Source organism: Streptomyces sp. NPDC101234, from assembly GCF_044767525.1.
Lineage (GTDB): Bacteria > Actinomycetota > Actinomycetes > Streptomycetales > Streptomycetaceae > Streptomyces > Streptomyces sasae.
On record NZ_JBIWOA010000005.1, the window covers coordinates 124,421 to 138,179 of the forward strand.

The window sequence follows — 13,759 nt, forward strand, 5'->3', positions numbered from 1 at the left end:
CGGCAACGCCCACGGCCGCGCTCCGGGAAGGCATTACCCTTCCCCTCCGGGTTTCCCCTCCCCGGGCGCGGCCAGATAGGACTCACGCAACGATGCGCGTCAAGAAGGTGTTCAACAACAACGTCGTCCTCGGCGTTGACGAGCACGGCGCCGAGACCGTCCTCATGGGCCGCGGGCTCGGCTTCCAGGTCAAGCCCGGGGACCAGCTGGACTCCGACCGGGTCGAGCGGCACTTCGTACCGCAGGCGATGCCCGCCGAACGGCTCGCTGCCCTGGCCGCCGCCATCCCCCTCGACGAGATCGAGGTGATGGAAGAGGTCGTGGCCGCCGCCCGGGACCGCCTCGGCGGGAAAATCAGCGAGCACGTGCTGCTGCCTCTCGCGGATCACGTCCACCTGGCGCTCGCCCGCGCCCGCGCCGGCGCGCAGATCGAGTATCCACTGAAGTGGGAGATCGAGAACCTGTACCCGGCGGAGGCGGCCATGGGCAGAACGGCCCTGGACATCATCGAGCAGCGACTGGGAGTCCGTCTGAACGAGGACGAGGCCTTGCCCCTCGCCCTGCACTTCGTCAACGCCCAGATCGGGTCCGGCTCCGGTTCCGGTTCGGGCGACATCGCGGCGACCCTGCAGATGACGCAGTGGCTGCGGGTCGCGCTGGAGATGATCGGCGAGGACTACGGCGTCGAGATCGACCAGCACTCCCTCGCCGCGGCGCGCTTCATCACCCACCTGCGCTACCTCTTCCTGCGCGCCCGCGACGGCAAGCCGACACCGGACGTCGACGACGGGATCGGCGAGGCTGTCCGCCAGGCCAAGCCGCTCCAGTACGCCACCGCCGAACGTCTGGCGCTCAAGATGGAGGAGATGTTCGCCTGGAACGTCGGCCGGGAGGAGATCCTCTATCTCGCCCTGCACGTCAGCCGACTGACCGCACGGGACGACACAGCGGAAGGAACCCATGCCGACGCCTGACGACGACCGGTCCGCGGCAGCGATTCTCCGAGCCGTCGGCGGCCAGGAGAACGTCACACGCCTGACCCACTGCTTCGTCCGCCTCCGCTTCCGACTGCGCGACCCTGCGGCCGCCGACATCGAGGCCCTCTCCGCGCACCCCCTCGTCGCACTCGCCGTCTGGCAGCTGGACGAACTCCACATCGCCCCACGTCGCGACCTCTTCCGTCTGTTCGACGAACTGAAGGACATGCTCGGCGACGTGGCTTCGCACTAAGGCCCGCCGTGACTGGGAACGCACACCTCTCCCCAGGCGCTCGCAGGGTCAGTCGTCGACGGTGGCGAGCGCCGCGGCGTGCTGCTCGTCGGTGACCGGCTCCAGCCAGGTGGTGCCATCGCCGTTGCCGTCGCCGACCAGCAAGGCGATGTGGGCCATGAGATTGGTGTCGGTGGCGCCGTGCCAGCGCTCTTCACCGGCCGGGCACTTGACGGTCTCGCCGACGCGGACGCGGACGACGTTGCCGTCGCGGGTGCCGACCAGACCGACGCCGTCGGTGATGAGGAAGGGGCCGTCGTTACAGGTACTGACAGGGACCCCCACATGCACGGCGACCCACCTAGCCTCGAATACGTGAGCACCCAGACCGAGATCCGCGCCTTCCTGGCCTCCCGCCGCGCCAAGATCGCTCCTGAGCAGGCCGGGCTGCCCGCCTACGGCAGCAACCGGCGGGTGCCGGGCCTACGCCGCGAGGAAGTCGCCTTCCTGGCCGGTGTCAGTCTCGACTACTACGTCCGTCTGGAGCGCGGGCACCTCGCCGGAGCCTCGGAGGAAGTCCTCGACGCCGTCGCGAAGGCCCTCCAACTCGACGAGGCCGAGCACGCCCACCTCCACGACCTCGCCCGCGCCGTCGCCAAACGCCCCGCCCGCCGCACCCGGCGGGCCCGCGGCCCGTTGCCGGACAGTGTCCTGCGCGTCCTGGAGTCCATGACCGACTCCCCGGCGTTCATCCGCAACGGCCGCCTGGACATCCTCGCCGCCAACCGCCTCGGCCGCGCCCTGTACTCCCCGCTGTTCGCCGACGGAACTCCCCGACCCGTCAACATCGCCCGCTACCAGTTCCTCCACCCCGGCGGACGCGACTTCTTCCCCGACTGGGAGACGTCCCTCAACACCACCGTCGCCCTGCTGCGCACCGAGGCCGGACGCGCCCCTCACGACAGCGACCTGACAGGACTCATCGGCGAACTCGTCACCCGCGACAAGGAGTTCCGCACCGCCTGGGCCAGACACGACGTGCGCCTGCACCACACCGGCCGCAAATCCTTCCGTCACCCCGCCGTCGGCATCCTCACCCTGGACTTCGACGCCATGGAACTCCCCGCCCAGCCCGGCGTGACCCTCACCGCCTACAGCGCCGCACCTCACACAACCGACCACGACGCCCTCCAGCTCCTCGCCAGCTGGGCCGCCACCCACGACGAGCCCCACCCTGCCGACGACCACAGCGACCGCGCCACCGCACCAGACAACTGACGAGCACCCGTCTCCCCCCAGTTCGGATCCCGGCGTCGACAGAGGCGACCGGTTGGGTACAGCCCAGGCTGCGGACTTCCCATGCCCCGGCAGTTGGGGCATCGGAAGCCCGCAAGCGTGCGACTGCCGGGGACGATGTCGAAGGCGTCGTGTGCGCGACCCCGGCCAGTCGTGGACCCTGCTCTCAGGCGCCGACGAACTGCGCCGGCTCAGACCGGTGACACCTCCCGCGCCGCGACCAGGTTGAGGGCGATGTCGATGATCATGTCCTCCTGGCCGCCGACCAGTCGCCGCTCGCCGCACTCCGTGAGGATGTCGCGGACGTCGACGTCGTACTGCTGCGCGGCGTTCCGACACACACCCAGAGAGGACCGGCAGTGGCTCAGACCGAGGAAATGGCGCGCGACCTGCACGACGCGCGGTTCGACGAGGCGGGATCAACACTTGTCAGGCAGGCCATTCTCGTCACGGGTACGAACGACGGCGTTTTCCGCGGTGACCTCCTCATCCGCGAAGGCCGTATCGTCGAAGTCGCGCCCCAGCTTGACGTGACCGATGCCGAGATCGTCGACGGCACGGACTACATCGTCTGCGCGGGCTTCATCGACACCCATCGGCATCTGTGGCAGACAGTGCACAAGGGCTTCGTGTACGACATGAGCCTGCTGGAGGTCTTCACGAGCCTCTACGGCGCCTACTCGATGCGGTTCCGTCCCGAGGACATCTACGCGGCCACGCTCCTGGGCCGGCTGACCGCTCTCGACGCCGGCGTCACCACCGTTCTTGACTGGGCGCACAACGTGTCGACCACGGCCATGGAGGACGCCGGTATCCAGGCGCTGCGGGATGCCGGGGGTCGGAGCATCTTCGGGCACGGCTATGTGGGAGACCGTCTCTTCGACATTCCCCGCTACTACGACCAGCCGCGCACCTTTGAAGCGGCGAACCGCATAAGGCAGATCCTGCCCGACGACGACGCACTGGTGTCGTCCTGTTACCTAGGGCTCGAACCGCCCTTCTTCATATCGCTGGAGGCATGCGGAAGGGAGTACGAGATCGCGCGTGAGCTGGGCATGCGCATCTCCACCCACCTCAACTCGCTGGGTCCCGACGGCACGGCTCCCTTCCCCACACTCGAAGCCATGCACAAGGCGGGTCTCATGGGTGACGACATCACCTATGTGCACCTCATCGGCGCCACGGATCACGAGATGCAGCTGATCGCCGACACCGGCGGCACCGCCTCCGTGTCTCCCCAGATCGATGCGCACGTCGAATCGTTCGCGGCCCCGCCGACAGGCCGTCTGCTCGCTGCGGGAGTCCGGCCCAGCCTGAGCATCGACGGGACGATTGGTGCCTCGGAGGACTTCTTCTCCCAGATGCGCTGTGCCTTCGACGTCGAGCGCACCATCACCAAGAACAAGTTCGAGCCCCGGCCGGCGGACTACAAACTCACGCTCAACGATGTGTTCGACTTCGCCACGCTGCAAGGCGCTCGCGCGATCGGGCAGGGCCACCGACTGGGGTCCATAGAACCCGGCAAGGTGGCCGACCTGCTGTTCATCTCGACCACTTCGCCGAACATGATGCCGGTGATCCATCCCCTCGCCGCCCTGGTCTTCCACGCGAACACGAGCGACATCGACACCGTCCTGGTCGAAGGGAAACCGGTCAAGCGCAACGGCCGGCTCGTCGCGGACCTGGACGACGTCCGTCGCCGTGTCGAGGAAACCGTCGATCACCTCTACTGGCGAGCCGAATCGGAGCTGCCGCCACAAGCGGCCCGCCCGCACCCGGCCATGCGCCCGTGCGGATCGATACAGGAAGGAATCCGTAATGCCGCAGATCACCACCAGTTGTAAGACCGACACCCCGCTGATCGACGCCTCGCTGATCTCCCACGGGACGTTGACCTCCCTCGACCTGCAGGCCTCGCGCCGGTTCTACGAGGAGGTACTCGGTCTCGAGGTCATCCAGGTCAGCACCGTGTCGTTGAACATCCGCAAGGGCTCGGGCCATGTGTACGTCGTGGTGGAGACGGGTGAGCCCAGCAGTATGGGCATGTTCGACCACAACGGCATCGACGTCGGTACCCGTGACGCCGTCGACAAGGCGTACGAGAACCTGGTCGCGGTCAAGGAGGAGTACGGTCTCGGGCGGATCCACAAGCCGACGGACCAGCACGGGATGTACTCCTTCTACTTCTCCGATCTCGACGGCAACTGGTGGGAGATCCAGCAGGGAGTGGCGGGCGGGAACGCCACGCTGTTCGGCGATCCCAAGACGGACTTCACAGGCCGTACCGAGATCGACGACGAGATGATGCAGCACATCTTCGACACGGACCTGACGCTTAAGGAGAACAAGGACCAGCCGTGAACCGGGCGACGGCGTGCGACTCGAGGGTGCCGCACGCCGTCCCCCTCACGGCTCCTGGCTGATCTTCCGTATGGCCGCGAGCAGCGGCGCGGCAGCTCCGTGAGCCGATGCAGCGGGCCGATGGAGCCGCCACGGCCACGGCCGCCACAGGAGCTGTCCGCTTGCGCACCGGCAGCCCGCCGGAAGGAGCAGGCCTTCCTGCGGGCTGCCGACGTCTGCGTTCGGGACGTCAGACGCTGCTCCTGCTCCGGGGCGGTGCGTTGCACGGCAGCGGCCCGAAGGGCTCGGGCCGTATTGCCGCCGCGACCGGAGCCCAACTGGCGGTCCGACACCTTCGCGCCGCGGATCAAGCGCGACGCCGGTAGCGCCCTCGCTGTCCTCCGGAGAACACTGGCAAGGCGGCGCCGGCGTCAGGTGCACCGTGATCGGCGTATCGAAGACGTCATCGAGAGCCTTCACCCGAAACGGCAGCGTCTCGATACGGTACGGTGCCAGGTGTGAGTGAGACAGGGACCGTGAGGGGACGTCGGCGTCCGGCGGCTGCGCACGGACCGGCGCGGGATGTCACCCGGGATGCGCGCATCATCGAGGCAACCCTGGACCTGCTCGCGGAACGCGGCTACGCGGACCTCACGATGGACGGCGTGGCCGCTCGCGCCGAGGTCGGAAAGGCCACGGTGTACCGCCGCTGGGCCTCCCGCGAGGACCTGGTGGCAGACGCCTTGGAGACACTCGACCTCGCCGTCGATCCGGCCGACGTTCCTCACCCCCCGCGTCTGCGGGACGACCTGGTGGGCACCTTGACGGCTACCTCCGGGTGCAAGGGGGGCCGCGGCCACCGCCTGACCGCCGTCCTGCTGGCCACCACACGCAGCCACCCTCGGGTGACCTCCGCCCTGCGCGAGCGATACGCCACTGCTCAACGCGACGGGATCAGCGGATGCCTGCACCGAGCGGAGGAGCGCGGCGAACTCGACGGGTCCCGCACCGAGCGGCTACTGGAGCCGGGCCGCCTGGAGATCACGGCAGCGATCGCCCTGATGGTTCAGCAGCCCCTGTGCGACGACCGTCCGCTGGGCCCCGAGGACATCGAACGCATCGTGGACCAGGTCCTGATGCCACTCATCACGCCAGCGCACCTGACGCGCTGATCACATCCCAAGCAGGCACCCTCCCCATGGACCCGGCATCTTGCCGGGTCCTCCTTTTTCACCCTCGTACTGGTTGCGCAGCGAAGCAGTCGTGTCGGCATCACCACGCCCGCAACACGAGACTGTGCCGTCTCGATACGTTACAGTTTCGAGTAATGGCAGCCGTCACCAGCGGCGCATGCCTTCCACCGTGCCCTCAAGGAAGCAGGCACCCCCCATGACCAAGCTCAACGACAAGACCGCGATCATCACCGGCGCGGCATCCGGGATCGGCGCGGCGACCGCCCTGCGCGTTGCCCGGGAAGGCGCCCGCACCGTGGTCGCCGACATCAACCTCGAAGGCGCCGAGAAGATCACCCAGGCCATCCGGGAGGCGGGCGGCGAGGCGATCGCCGTGCGGGTCGACCTCGCGGACAGCGATTCGGTCCGGGCCGCCGTGCGGTCGGCCGTCGACGCCTTCGGGCGACTGGATGTCCTGCACAACAATGCCGCGGCCACCCACCTGTCCGCGCGGTTCGATCTGCCGGTGCTGGAGGCCGACCCCGAGATCTGGGACCAGACCATGGCGATCAACGTGCGCGGCACGATGGTCGCCACCCAGGCCGCCCTGCCTCACCTCATCGAGACAGGCGGCTGCGTGATCAACACCGTCTCCGACTCCGGCCTGGTCGGCGACGTGAGCAACCCCGCCTACGGCGCCTCCAAGGCGGCCGTCATTGCATTGACCCAGTACACCGCCACGCAGTACGGCAAGGACGGCGTCCGGGCCAACGCCATCAGCCCCGGATTTGTCGCGACCCCGGCCACGGCCGGTTCGACGCACGGCGGGATCACCGACGTCATGCTGCGCCACGCCCTGACCCCGCGCCTGGGGCTGCCGGAGGACATCGCCGGGGCCGTGGTGTTCCTCGCGTCCGAGGACGCCACCTACATCACGGGCCAGGTCCTGCAGGTGGACGGTGGCCTGCTGGCCCACCAGCCCTATGTCGCCGACATGCGCGCGGCCTTGGCCTGAGCCAGCCTGCCGTCCCTTGTCTCGCCCCTCCGCACGTATCCACCGAAAGAGCACACCGTGAGCAACATGACCGTCCTGGTGACCGGCGCGGCCGGCGACCAGGGTGCCGCAGCCATCCGTCACATGCGCGAGGCTGGGCACGCCGTCCGCGCCCTCGATGCCGCAAGCCCCGACTCGCCGCGGGCCCAGTACCTCGCCGAGCTCGGCGCCACGTACATACAGGGCGACGTCGCCGACCAGGAGACCGTCGACCAGGCCATGGCCGGTGTCACCGCCGTCCTCGCCGTACCCGTCGGCCCGTACGGCGACGAACTCGTCAAGGCAGACCTCGGCACGTTCCTCATCTCAAGCGCGGAACGAGCGGGCGTGGAGATATTCGTACAGACCACGGTCGCCGCCCTCGAACGCCACCTCGTCACCGGCGACTACGGCACCGGCTACACCGCGGACGAATACGCCGCCGCCCGCCTGCGCATCGAGGCCCGCCTGCGCACCTCCACGCTCAAGCGATGGGTTCTGCTGCGGCCGGTCGCCCTGATGGAGAACTTCCTGCCGCCCAAGGCGCACCACATGTTCCCCTGGCTGTCCCAGGGCCGCCTCGACTCAGTTCATGCCGTGGACGTGCCGCTCCAGCTGGTCAGCGTCGTCGACATCGCCCGCTTCACCGTGGCCGCACTCGCCGAACCGGACCGCTTCGACCGGCAGAGCATCGAGCTCTGCGGCGACGAACTGGGCATCGACGCCATCGCCGACGCCATCAGCACCGCGACCGGCACCACAGTCACCCAACGGACGCTCACTGTCTCCGATGCGGTGAACGACGGGATGATCCCGGGCGTCGCCCACAGCCAGGAATGGGTGAACAAGGTCGGCTACGCCGCGGCCCGCCCTGAGGAGATCCACCGCTCCTGGGGCATCAAGCCGACCTCCTTCACCGACTGGGCCGACGCCCATGCGGAACTCTTCGACGTCCCGCGCCGCCCCTGACAGCTCCCGCGGTCGGAAGGCCAGCCTCAAAGCATCCGCTGGGCTGGCCTTCCGCTCATCGCCGACCAGGTGGCCCAAAACGCCGAACTCCTGGCAAGGCTGGGGTCGGCGAACGCCGGCAATCCGCTGGCGATGTCGCGGGACGAAGTCTCCCGGACCGTCGACACCTTCCGGTTCGTGGCCGGCGCGCTTCGCGCATATCTCCTCCAACCGCCATCGAGGTCCCCGAGCAATGTGGTTGAGACGTCAGACATCTCGATCAACAGCCCTGGGGCCTCGCTCGTTGCGCTGCATGAACCGTCACCTGATAGGTGGCCAGCCCGAGGAGGCTCACTGCTCCAGCAGGGAGACGGAACGTGGCTTGCCGAGGATTGAACAGAGATGCGCGCGCAGGGCAGGGCACGTACTTGGAGGGACAGCGCATGGGGGAAACGGAGACCGTACGAGGGCGACGTCGAAGCGGGGCGCTCACTCGAGGGGAGATCATCGAAGCCGCGGTGGAGATCAGCACCGCCGAAGGGCCCGCCGGAGTCAGCTTCCGGGTGCTGGGCGGCCGGCTCGGTGTGGCGGCCACCGCGCTGTACCGGCACTTCCGCGACAACCGTGGACGCCATGCGGAAGTCCCTCGACGCCGACACCCGCCGCAAAGACGACGCCGCCCTCTACGCGAACATGGCCCGCGAAGAGCCACGACTGCCCCGCTACCTGCGCTCGCCGTCACGACCGACGAGAGGTCCTGTTCACCGCTCAGATCGAACTCCACATCCACGCGACGGCGTCCGGCAGGCCTGATCTGCATCCCCGGTCTGAGGGATTCGAGCCCGCCCCGAACTCGGGGGGGTGCAGGATTCCGACACGATCTTTCGGACGTACCCGGCCTTCTCGCCAGAGCCCGGCGAGCCGGTCCGGGAGATCCGTGGGCCGGTTCCGGCAGCGCCTCAGTGCGTCCGGTAACCGGTTCGAGCGGGCGGCGCAGGGCGGGCAGGGCGCTGTCGCCGACGAGGTGTTGTTGGTCCATGCCAGCAACAGGGGGGCGAGAAAGAGTAAACGCTCCCGGCTGATCTACCGGCCATTCGTCCACCCGGACGGGACCAGAAGAGCGGCGGGCGCCGCAGCTTCGCGGGAACCGACTACTGCGACCTGCTCATCGCGGCTCGCCAGCAACTCGGCGAGCCGATCGTCCTGGTCTGGCGTCCGCAACGTCCATTGCGTCCGCCGCCAGCTTAGGTGGGAGGCGGGCGTTCTCAGTGCGTCGCGCTCTCCGCGTAGTCCCGGATCGGACGCTGGCCGTCCCATGTCTCGTGCGCGGCGCGCATGAATTCCATACCGCGGCAGTCATCGGCGGTGAACTCGGACAGCTCGACGAAGGAGCCGACCCGCGATCGGGCATCGAAGATGGTGCAGCGGCCTCCCCCTGGCAGCACCATGACCAGTGCGGGATCGTAGCGGAGCTCCTCGTACCTGGCACGGGCGGCGTCGTAGTCACCGGGCGATGTCGGTCGGATGTTCGGCTGCACATGGTGCAGGGCGAGATCGCCTTGCTCTCGCAGGACCTCCTGGAACACCGAGGGTGCGTCGTTGGTCGGCTGGATGATCTCGATCATGGTGTTGCCTGTGAAGCCGAGCGCCACGACGATGCTGTCCTCGGCGGGCTTGCCGCGGTACTGACGCTCCCCGAAGGTGACGGGGAACTCCAGCCGGTAGAAGGGCCCCGCCCCGAGGCCGTCCACCCAATGGCTGACGGCCCGGTCGATATCGGTGGTCACGAAGGCGAACTGGGTGGTGGCGCCGGGCGCGGTCTGCATGATGCCCTCCAATAGCAACAATGTGGTTGCTTTATTCGTACCCTGCTCCGATGTTCAACGCAACTGAATGGTTGCTTTATGGCGGTTGGCGTTAGCATCTGGACATGGCTGCCAGACGCGAGAAGACCGGGGTCCGGGCGACTTCTGAGCCCATGAAGCAGGTCCGCGGCACACAACTGGTCGCGAATGTCCTCGACACGACGCTCGTCGAGCTAGGCCGCGTCGGCTACGAGAAGCTGTCGGTGGAACGGGTGGCCGAGCGGGCCCGAGTCAACAAGGTGACGATCTACCGGCGTTGGCCGACGAAGCGTGATCTGGCACAGGCGGCGCTGGAGAGCCTGGCCGGCACGCAGCCGACCCCCGAGGACTCCGGGAGCATCCGTCAGGATCTGGTCGCTTTGCTGAGCGCACTCAGGGAGTGCACCGATTCGCCGACGGGGCGCGCGCTGTTCCGTGTCCTGTTCCGCGGCTCGCCTTGCGACGATCTCGCGCAGATCGCGGAGACGATAAGCAGGGAGAAGGCCGAGCGGGAGAAGACCATCTACAGCCGGGCCGTCGCGCGCGGAGAGCTTCCCCCGGACGTGAACGTTGACGTCGTACACGCGATGCTCGTCAGCGCGATCCACAACGCTTCCCTCTTTGAAAACAAGCGGCTTGGTGAGCGTGACATCGAGTACATCGTCGATGTCGTCCTCGCCGGCATCGAAGGGATGGGAAGTCGCCCGCACGGCAAGCGGCAGGAGCCCTCCGGCAGCGCGCCCTGATGCACCCGGCCCTGAGCATGGTGGACTGCCACGCCTGCCCGCTGGGCACAGTGCGGGGGTTCCGGTCAGCACACCGGCGAGAAGCTGGCGATGGGCGTCGATGCCGGGCCGTGCCAGCGTAGGGCTGGGGTGTGCCTGGGCAGTGATCTCGCCGATGTCACCTTCGTTGCGGAGGTCGACGGGACTCCGTGCCTGGCTGCGAGCGCGGCCACTCCTCGTCTTGGCAGGCCGTTTCGCTGCCGTATCGCAGGCCGTCGAACAGGAGGGCTGTGATGTGTATGGCCTCGTCCCGCCAGTCGTCCGCAGCATGCAGCTGGCAGATGCCGCCCAGGGCGCGCAGGAGCGTTTTCCCGGCTGTGTCGGAGCGGATGACGCCGGCCGCTGCGCCTGCGGAGAGCAGTTGGTCGAGCGCTGCGGCCATCCGGGCACGGGCGCTGTCGAAGGCCGGTGAGTCGGTGGCCATGATGCTCGCCAGCGTGGTCACCATGCCTTTCCCGACTGCCGCGTGCTCCACCAGCAGCAGGAGGAACTGCCGCAGCGCCTCTTCCGGAGCGTGACGGGCGAGAAGCCCCTCGGGGGCCGCGCACAGTTCGTCGACCTCTTGCCGGTAGACCTCCTCGACAAGGGCCTCGCGAGTGGCGAAGTGGCGGTAGAGCGTGCCGACTGCGACGCCGGCACGCCGGGCGACTTCTTCCACGTGGATATCGGCTTCACCGGACAGGAAGGCGTCGCGCGCCGCGGTGAGCAGAGCCTGCCGGTTGCGCTGGGCGTCGGCGCGCAGCGGACGTGGTGTGGGCAACAGTACCCCCGTAAGGTGAATCGGGTTCATGATAGTTTCCGGAGTCAGGTTCACCTTAGTTGAGGAGTGACACGATGACTGTTCCCGACGAGGGGCTGAGCGGCCTGCGCGTGCTGGTCACCGGTGGCAGCCGCGGTCTGGGGGAGGCAACCGCGCGCCGCTTCGCCGCAGCCGGTGCGAAGGTGCTGACCGCCTCACGTACTGCACCGCCAGAGAGCTCTCCGGCCGCGTTCATCCAGGCCGATCTCGCGACCGAGCAGGGTGTCGCAGAGCTTGGCCGACGGGTGCTCGACACCTTCGGCGGCGTGGATGTCCTGGTCAACAACGCGGGCGCGTCCAGCGGGCCGGTGCCGACGCTGCAGCGGTCGGACGAGTCATGGCTGGCCGATCTGGAGATGAATCTGCTCGCCGCTGTCCGGCTGGACCGGGCCCTGGTCCCGGGGATGGTCGCACAGGGTTCCGGTGTGGTGGTGCACGTCTCATCGATAGCGAGCCGGCTGCCGCAGCGGGCCGATGCGTCCTATGCGGCGGCAAAGGCGGCTCTCAACGCCTACAGCCGTGAGCTTGCCACCGAGGTCGGCGAACACGGTGTGCGGGTGGTGCGCGTACTTCCCGGCTTCGTCGCCACCGCCGGCACCATTGAACATCTCCAGCAGATCGCGGACGGCCAGGGCATCGGCCTGGAAGAGACGCAACAGCAGATCGTGAAACATCTGAACGTGCCGATGGGACGGCCCGGCGAGCCCGAGGATGTGGCGGAGATGATCGCCTTCCTCGCCTCCCCACGCGCCAAGTGGCTCACCGGAGCCGAATTCCGGGTCGACGGAGGCATCATCCCTGTGGTGTGAACCTGAGGGCCGCGCGCTTCCCTCACGGCGGCACGGCGCAACGTCCGAAGACTTGAACGTGTCTTCGGACGCCCCTTGCGGCTGTACGGCCGACCGCTACTCGCCCTCGCCGTCATCGATCTCGTCAGCGCTGTGCGGGTCGCGCAAGTGTGGGCCCTGCCTGCGCCGCGTACGAGGCCACGCAGGTTGGAGCCTGGCTTCTGGTCAGCGCAAGGAGCGGGGTGGCCATCGTCGTCTCTCAAGGAGAGACCCGTACCGGGCCGACGAGTGCTGGGTCCTGCGGACGCTCTTACGGCAGAGGCACAGGGGCAGCTTGCGGTTCTCGCAGACTGCCCTTGGTGGTGGCTGGCCTGTCAGGGAAACGGGCCGGTCGGCAGGGACTCCACGGGACGCCGTACGTCGCGCGCACAAATTGCATCCATAGATGAGATTCGCAACAGATGCACGTCCAGCAGGCATTCATCGTCTGGGCCTCACAAGAAAAACAATTGAATCTGACGTCAGGTTCGAGTACGGTTCCGGTCACGTCAACGGAGACGGGAGCAGCTCATGGGCCAGGTGGAGACGGTTCGCGGTCCAGTACAAGTCGATGACTTGGGCGTGACCCTCATGCATGAGCACGTGTTCGTCCTCAGCGAGGAGATCCGGCGCAACTATCCGCAGCTGTGGGACGAGAAGCAGCGGGTGGAGGACGCCGTTCGCCGACTGCGGGCACTGACCGAGCGGGGCGTCCGGACGATCGTCGACCCGACCGTCCTGGGGCTCGGCCGGGATGTCGAGCGCGTCGCACGGATCAACGCCGAAGTGGATCTCAACATCATCGTGGCCACCGGCCTGTACACCTACCGGGACGTGCCCTTCTTCTTCCACTTCACCGGCCCGGGCACGATGTTCGACGGCCCTGAACCCATGGTCGACATGTTCGTCCGGGACATCACGGAGGGCATCGCAGAGACCGGGATCAAGGCCGCATTCCTCAAGTGCGCGATCGAGGACGAGCTTTCTCCCGGCGTCGAGCGCGCGATGAACGCCGTCGCCGAAGCGCACAAGCGCACAGGGGTACCGATCACCGTGCACACCAGCGCACCGCACCGGTCCGGCCTGGTCGCCCAGGAGATCTTCCGTCGGGAGGGGGTGGACCTGAGCAGGGTGGTGATCGGCCACAGCGGGGACACCGCGGACCTGGACTACCTGCACAAGCTGATCGACAACGGGTCGCTGCTCGGGATGGACCGGTTCGGCGTGGACGTGCTGCTCCCCGGGGATCAGCGAGTGGCCACGGTCGCGCAACTGACCGCGGAGGGATACGCGGACCGGCTGGTGCTGGCGCAGGACGCCTCCTGCCACATCGACTGGTTCCCGCCGGGACTGCGCGAGGAGATCGCGCCGAACTGGCACTTCAACCACATCCACGACGACGTGCTGCCCGCTCTGCGCGAGGCCGGCGTGTCTGAGGAACAGCTCACCACGATGCTGGTGGACAACCCCCGCCGGCACTTCGACTCCACCCCCACGAGGTGAACG

At 67.9% G+C, this 13,759-nt stretch carries 16 protein-coding genes and 1 pseudogene; 13 read left to right on the forward strand and 4 right to left on the reverse strand.

The genetic code is table 11. The annotated features are described in order from the left end of the window. The first annotated feature begins 92 nt into the window (after positions 1-92). Positions 93-974: a PRD domain-containing protein gene (locus tag ACIRR9_RS11215; RefSeq protein WP_403749947.1), complete on the forward strand. Its 882-nt coding sequence runs from the start codon at positions 93-95 to the stop codon at positions 972-974. Continuing rightward, positions 961-1,230 (forward strand): PTS transporter subunit EIIB, encoded by a 270-nt coding sequence (locus ACIRR9_RS11220; protein WP_403749950.1) that lies wholly within the window; start codon positions 961-963, stop codon positions 1,228-1,230. The genes ACIRR9_RS11215 and ACIRR9_RS11220 overlap by 14 nt, the downstream gene beginning before the upstream one ends. 48 nt (positions 1,231-1,278) lie before the next feature. Here the strand turns inward: ACIRR9_RS11220 and ACIRR9_RS11225 are convergent. Then, a pseudogene (locus ACIRR9_RS11225) lies at positions 1,279-1,512 on the reverse strand (cupin domain-containing protein); the annotation flags it as partial. 42 nt (positions 1,513-1,554) lie between these two features. Here ACIRR9_RS11225 and ACIRR9_RS11230 point away from each other — a divergent pair. After that, positions 1,555-2,487, forward strand: coding sequence for a helix-turn-helix domain-containing protein (locus ACIRR9_RS11230; RefSeq protein WP_403749953.1), 933 nt, complete (start codon positions 1,555-1,557; stop codon positions 2,485-2,487). A gap of 209 nt (positions 2,488-2,696) precedes the next feature. Here the strand turns inward: ACIRR9_RS11230 and ACIRR9_RS11235 are convergent, their stop codons facing one another. Then, the gene (locus ACIRR9_RS11235; RefSeq protein WP_403749956.1) at positions 2,697-2,846 is read right to left on the reverse strand and encodes a hypothetical protein; all 150 of its coding nucleotides are present in this window, start codon (positions 2,844-2,846) and stop codon (positions 2,697-2,699) included. A 36-nt stretch (positions 2,847-2,882) separates the two neighbouring features. On the opposite strand from ACIRR9_RS11235, the gene ACIRR9_RS11240 reads away from it, so the two are divergent. The 7 genes from ACIRR9_RS11240 (at position 2,883) to ACIRR9_RS11270 (ending at position 9,080) form a co-directional block, all read left to right on the forward strand. Then, the gene (locus ACIRR9_RS11240) at positions 2,883-4,349 is read left to right on the forward strand and encodes an amidohydrolase family protein (protein ID WP_403749959.1); all 1,467 of its coding nucleotides are present in this window, start codon (positions 2,883-2,885) and stop codon (positions 4,347-4,349) included. Further along, the gene (locus ACIRR9_RS11245; RefSeq protein WP_403749962.1) at positions 4,324-4,866 is read left to right on the forward strand and encodes a VOC family protein; all 543 of its coding nucleotides are present in this window, start codon (positions 4,324-4,326) and stop codon (positions 4,864-4,866) included. The genes ACIRR9_RS11240 and ACIRR9_RS11245 overlap by 26 nt, the downstream gene beginning before the upstream one ends. Before the next feature lie 497 nt (positions 4,867-5,363). Next, positions 5,364-6,017 carry a TetR/AcrR family transcriptional regulator gene (locus ACIRR9_RS11250; RefSeq protein ID WP_403749965.1) on the forward strand — a complete coding sequence of 218 codons (654 nt, stop codon included), beginning with the start codon at positions 5,364-5,366 and terminating at the stop codon, positions 6,015-6,017. 217 nt (positions 6,018-6,234) lie between these two features. Continuing rightward, complete coding sequence (locus ACIRR9_RS11255; RefSeq protein WP_403749968.1) at positions 6,235-7,032, forward strand: SDR family NAD(P)-dependent oxidoreductase; 798 nt, start codon at positions 6,235-6,237, stop codon at positions 7,030-7,032. 66 nt (positions 7,033-7,098) lie between these two features. Further along, the gene (locus ACIRR9_RS11260; protein WP_403750523.1) at positions 7,099-8,019 is read left to right on the forward strand and encodes an NmrA family NAD(P)-binding protein; all 921 of its coding nucleotides are present in this window, start codon (positions 7,099-7,101) and stop codon (positions 8,017-8,019) included. A 33-nt stretch (positions 8,020-8,052) separates the two neighbouring features. Continuing rightward, a complete protein-coding gene (locus tag ACIRR9_RS11265) occupies positions 8,053-8,394 on the forward strand; it encodes an aldehyde dehydrogenase family protein (protein WP_403750525.1) in 342 nt (113 codons plus the stop codon). A gap of 47 nt (positions 8,395-8,441) precedes the next feature. Next, positions 8,442-9,080, forward strand: a complete 639-nt coding sequence (locus tag ACIRR9_RS11270; RefSeq protein WP_403749970.1) for a TetR/AcrR family transcriptional regulator — start codon at positions 8,442-8,444, stop codon at positions 9,078-9,080. Between the two features lie 183 nt (positions 9,081-9,263). Here ACIRR9_RS11270 and ACIRR9_RS11275 read toward each other — a convergent pair whose 3' ends face one another. After that, positions 9,264-9,824 carry a VOC family protein gene (locus ACIRR9_RS11275; protein ID WP_403749972.1) on the reverse strand — a complete coding sequence of 187 codons (561 nt, stop codon included), beginning with the start codon at positions 9,822-9,824 and terminating at the stop codon, positions 9,264-9,266. 104 nt (positions 9,825-9,928) lie between these two features. Between ACIRR9_RS11275 and ACIRR9_RS11280 the strand changes: the two genes are divergently transcribed. Beyond that, positions 9,929-10,588 carry a TetR/AcrR family transcriptional regulator gene (locus ACIRR9_RS11280; RefSeq protein ID WP_403749975.1) on the forward strand — a complete coding sequence of 220 codons (660 nt, stop codon included), beginning with the start codon at positions 9,929-9,931 and terminating at the stop codon, positions 10,586-10,588. A 157-nt stretch (positions 10,589-10,745) separates the two neighbouring features. Here ACIRR9_RS11280 and ACIRR9_RS11285 read toward each other — a convergent pair whose 3' ends face one another. Then, a complete protein-coding gene (locus tag ACIRR9_RS11285) occupies positions 10,746-11,417 on the reverse strand; it encodes a TetR/AcrR family transcriptional regulator (RefSeq protein WP_403749978.1) in 672 nt (223 codons plus the stop codon). Positions 11,418-11,461: 44 nt separating this feature from the next. On the opposite strand from ACIRR9_RS11285, the gene ACIRR9_RS11290 reads away from it, so the two are divergent. After that, complete coding sequence (locus ACIRR9_RS11290; protein ID WP_403749981.1) at positions 11,462-12,235, forward strand: oxidoreductase; 774 nt, start codon at positions 11,462-11,464, stop codon at positions 12,233-12,235. Between the two features lie 549 nt (positions 12,236-12,784). Continuing rightward, positions 12,785-13,756, forward strand: coding sequence for a phosphotriesterase (locus ACIRR9_RS11295; RefSeq protein ID WP_403749983.1), 972 nt, complete (start codon positions 12,785-12,787; stop codon positions 13,754-13,756). Positions 13,757-13,759: the final 3 nt, after the last annotated feature.

What these genes read in the sequence shown, in the direction of transcription:
- ACIRR9_RS11215 (WP_403749947.1), top strand. Translation starts at nt 93, where the DNA reads ATGCGCGTCAAGAAGGTGTTCAACAACAACGTCGTCCTCGGCGTTGAC.
- ACIRR9_RS11220 (WP_403749950.1), top strand. Translation starts at nt 961, where the DNA reads ATGCCGACGCCTGACGACGACCGGTCCGCGGCAGCGATTCTCCGAGCC.
- ACIRR9_RS11230 (WP_403749953.1), top strand. Translation starts at nt 1,555, where the DNA reads ATGCACGGCGACCCACCTAGCCTCGAATACGTGAGCACCCAGACCGAG.
- ACIRR9_RS11240 (WP_403749959.1), top strand. Translation starts at nt 2,883, where the DNA reads ATGGCGCGCGACCTGCACGACGCGCGGTTCGACGAGGCGGGATCAACA.
- ACIRR9_RS11245 (WP_403749962.1), top strand. Translation starts at nt 4,324, where the DNA reads ATGCCGCAGATCACCACCAGTTGTAAGACCGACACCCCGCTGATCGAC.
- ACIRR9_RS11255 (WP_403749968.1), top strand. Translation starts at nt 6,235, where the DNA reads ATGACCAAGCTCAACGACAAGACCGCGATCATCACCGGCGCGGCATCC.
- ACIRR9_RS11260 (WP_403750523.1), top strand. Translation starts at nt 7,099, where the DNA reads ATGACCGTCCTGGTGACCGGCGCGGCCGGCGACCAGGGTGCCGCAGCC.
- ACIRR9_RS11270 (WP_403749970.1), top strand. Translation starts at nt 8,442, where the DNA reads ATGGGGGAAACGGAGACCGTACGAGGGCGACGTCGAAGCGGGGCGCTC.
- ACIRR9_RS11275 (WP_403749972.1), bottom strand. Translation starts at nt 9,824, where the DNA reads ATGCAGACCGCGCCCGGCGCCACCACCCAGTTCGCCTTCGTGACCACC.
- ACIRR9_RS11280 (WP_403749975.1), top strand. Translation starts at nt 9,929, where the DNA reads ATGGCTGCCAGACGCGAGAAGACCGGGGTCCGGGCGACTTCTGAGCCC.
- ACIRR9_RS11285 (WP_403749978.1), bottom strand. Translation starts at nt 11,417, where the DNA reads ATGAACCCGATTCACCTTACGGGGGTACTGTTGCCCACACCACGTCCG.
- ACIRR9_RS11290 (WP_403749981.1), top strand. Translation starts at nt 11,462, where the DNA reads ATGACTGTTCCCGACGAGGGGCTGAGCGGCCTGCGCGTGCTGGTCACC.
- ACIRR9_RS11295 (WP_403749983.1), top strand. Translation starts at nt 12,785, where the DNA reads ATGGGCCAGGTGGAGACGGTTCGCGGTCCAGTACAAGTCGATGACTTG.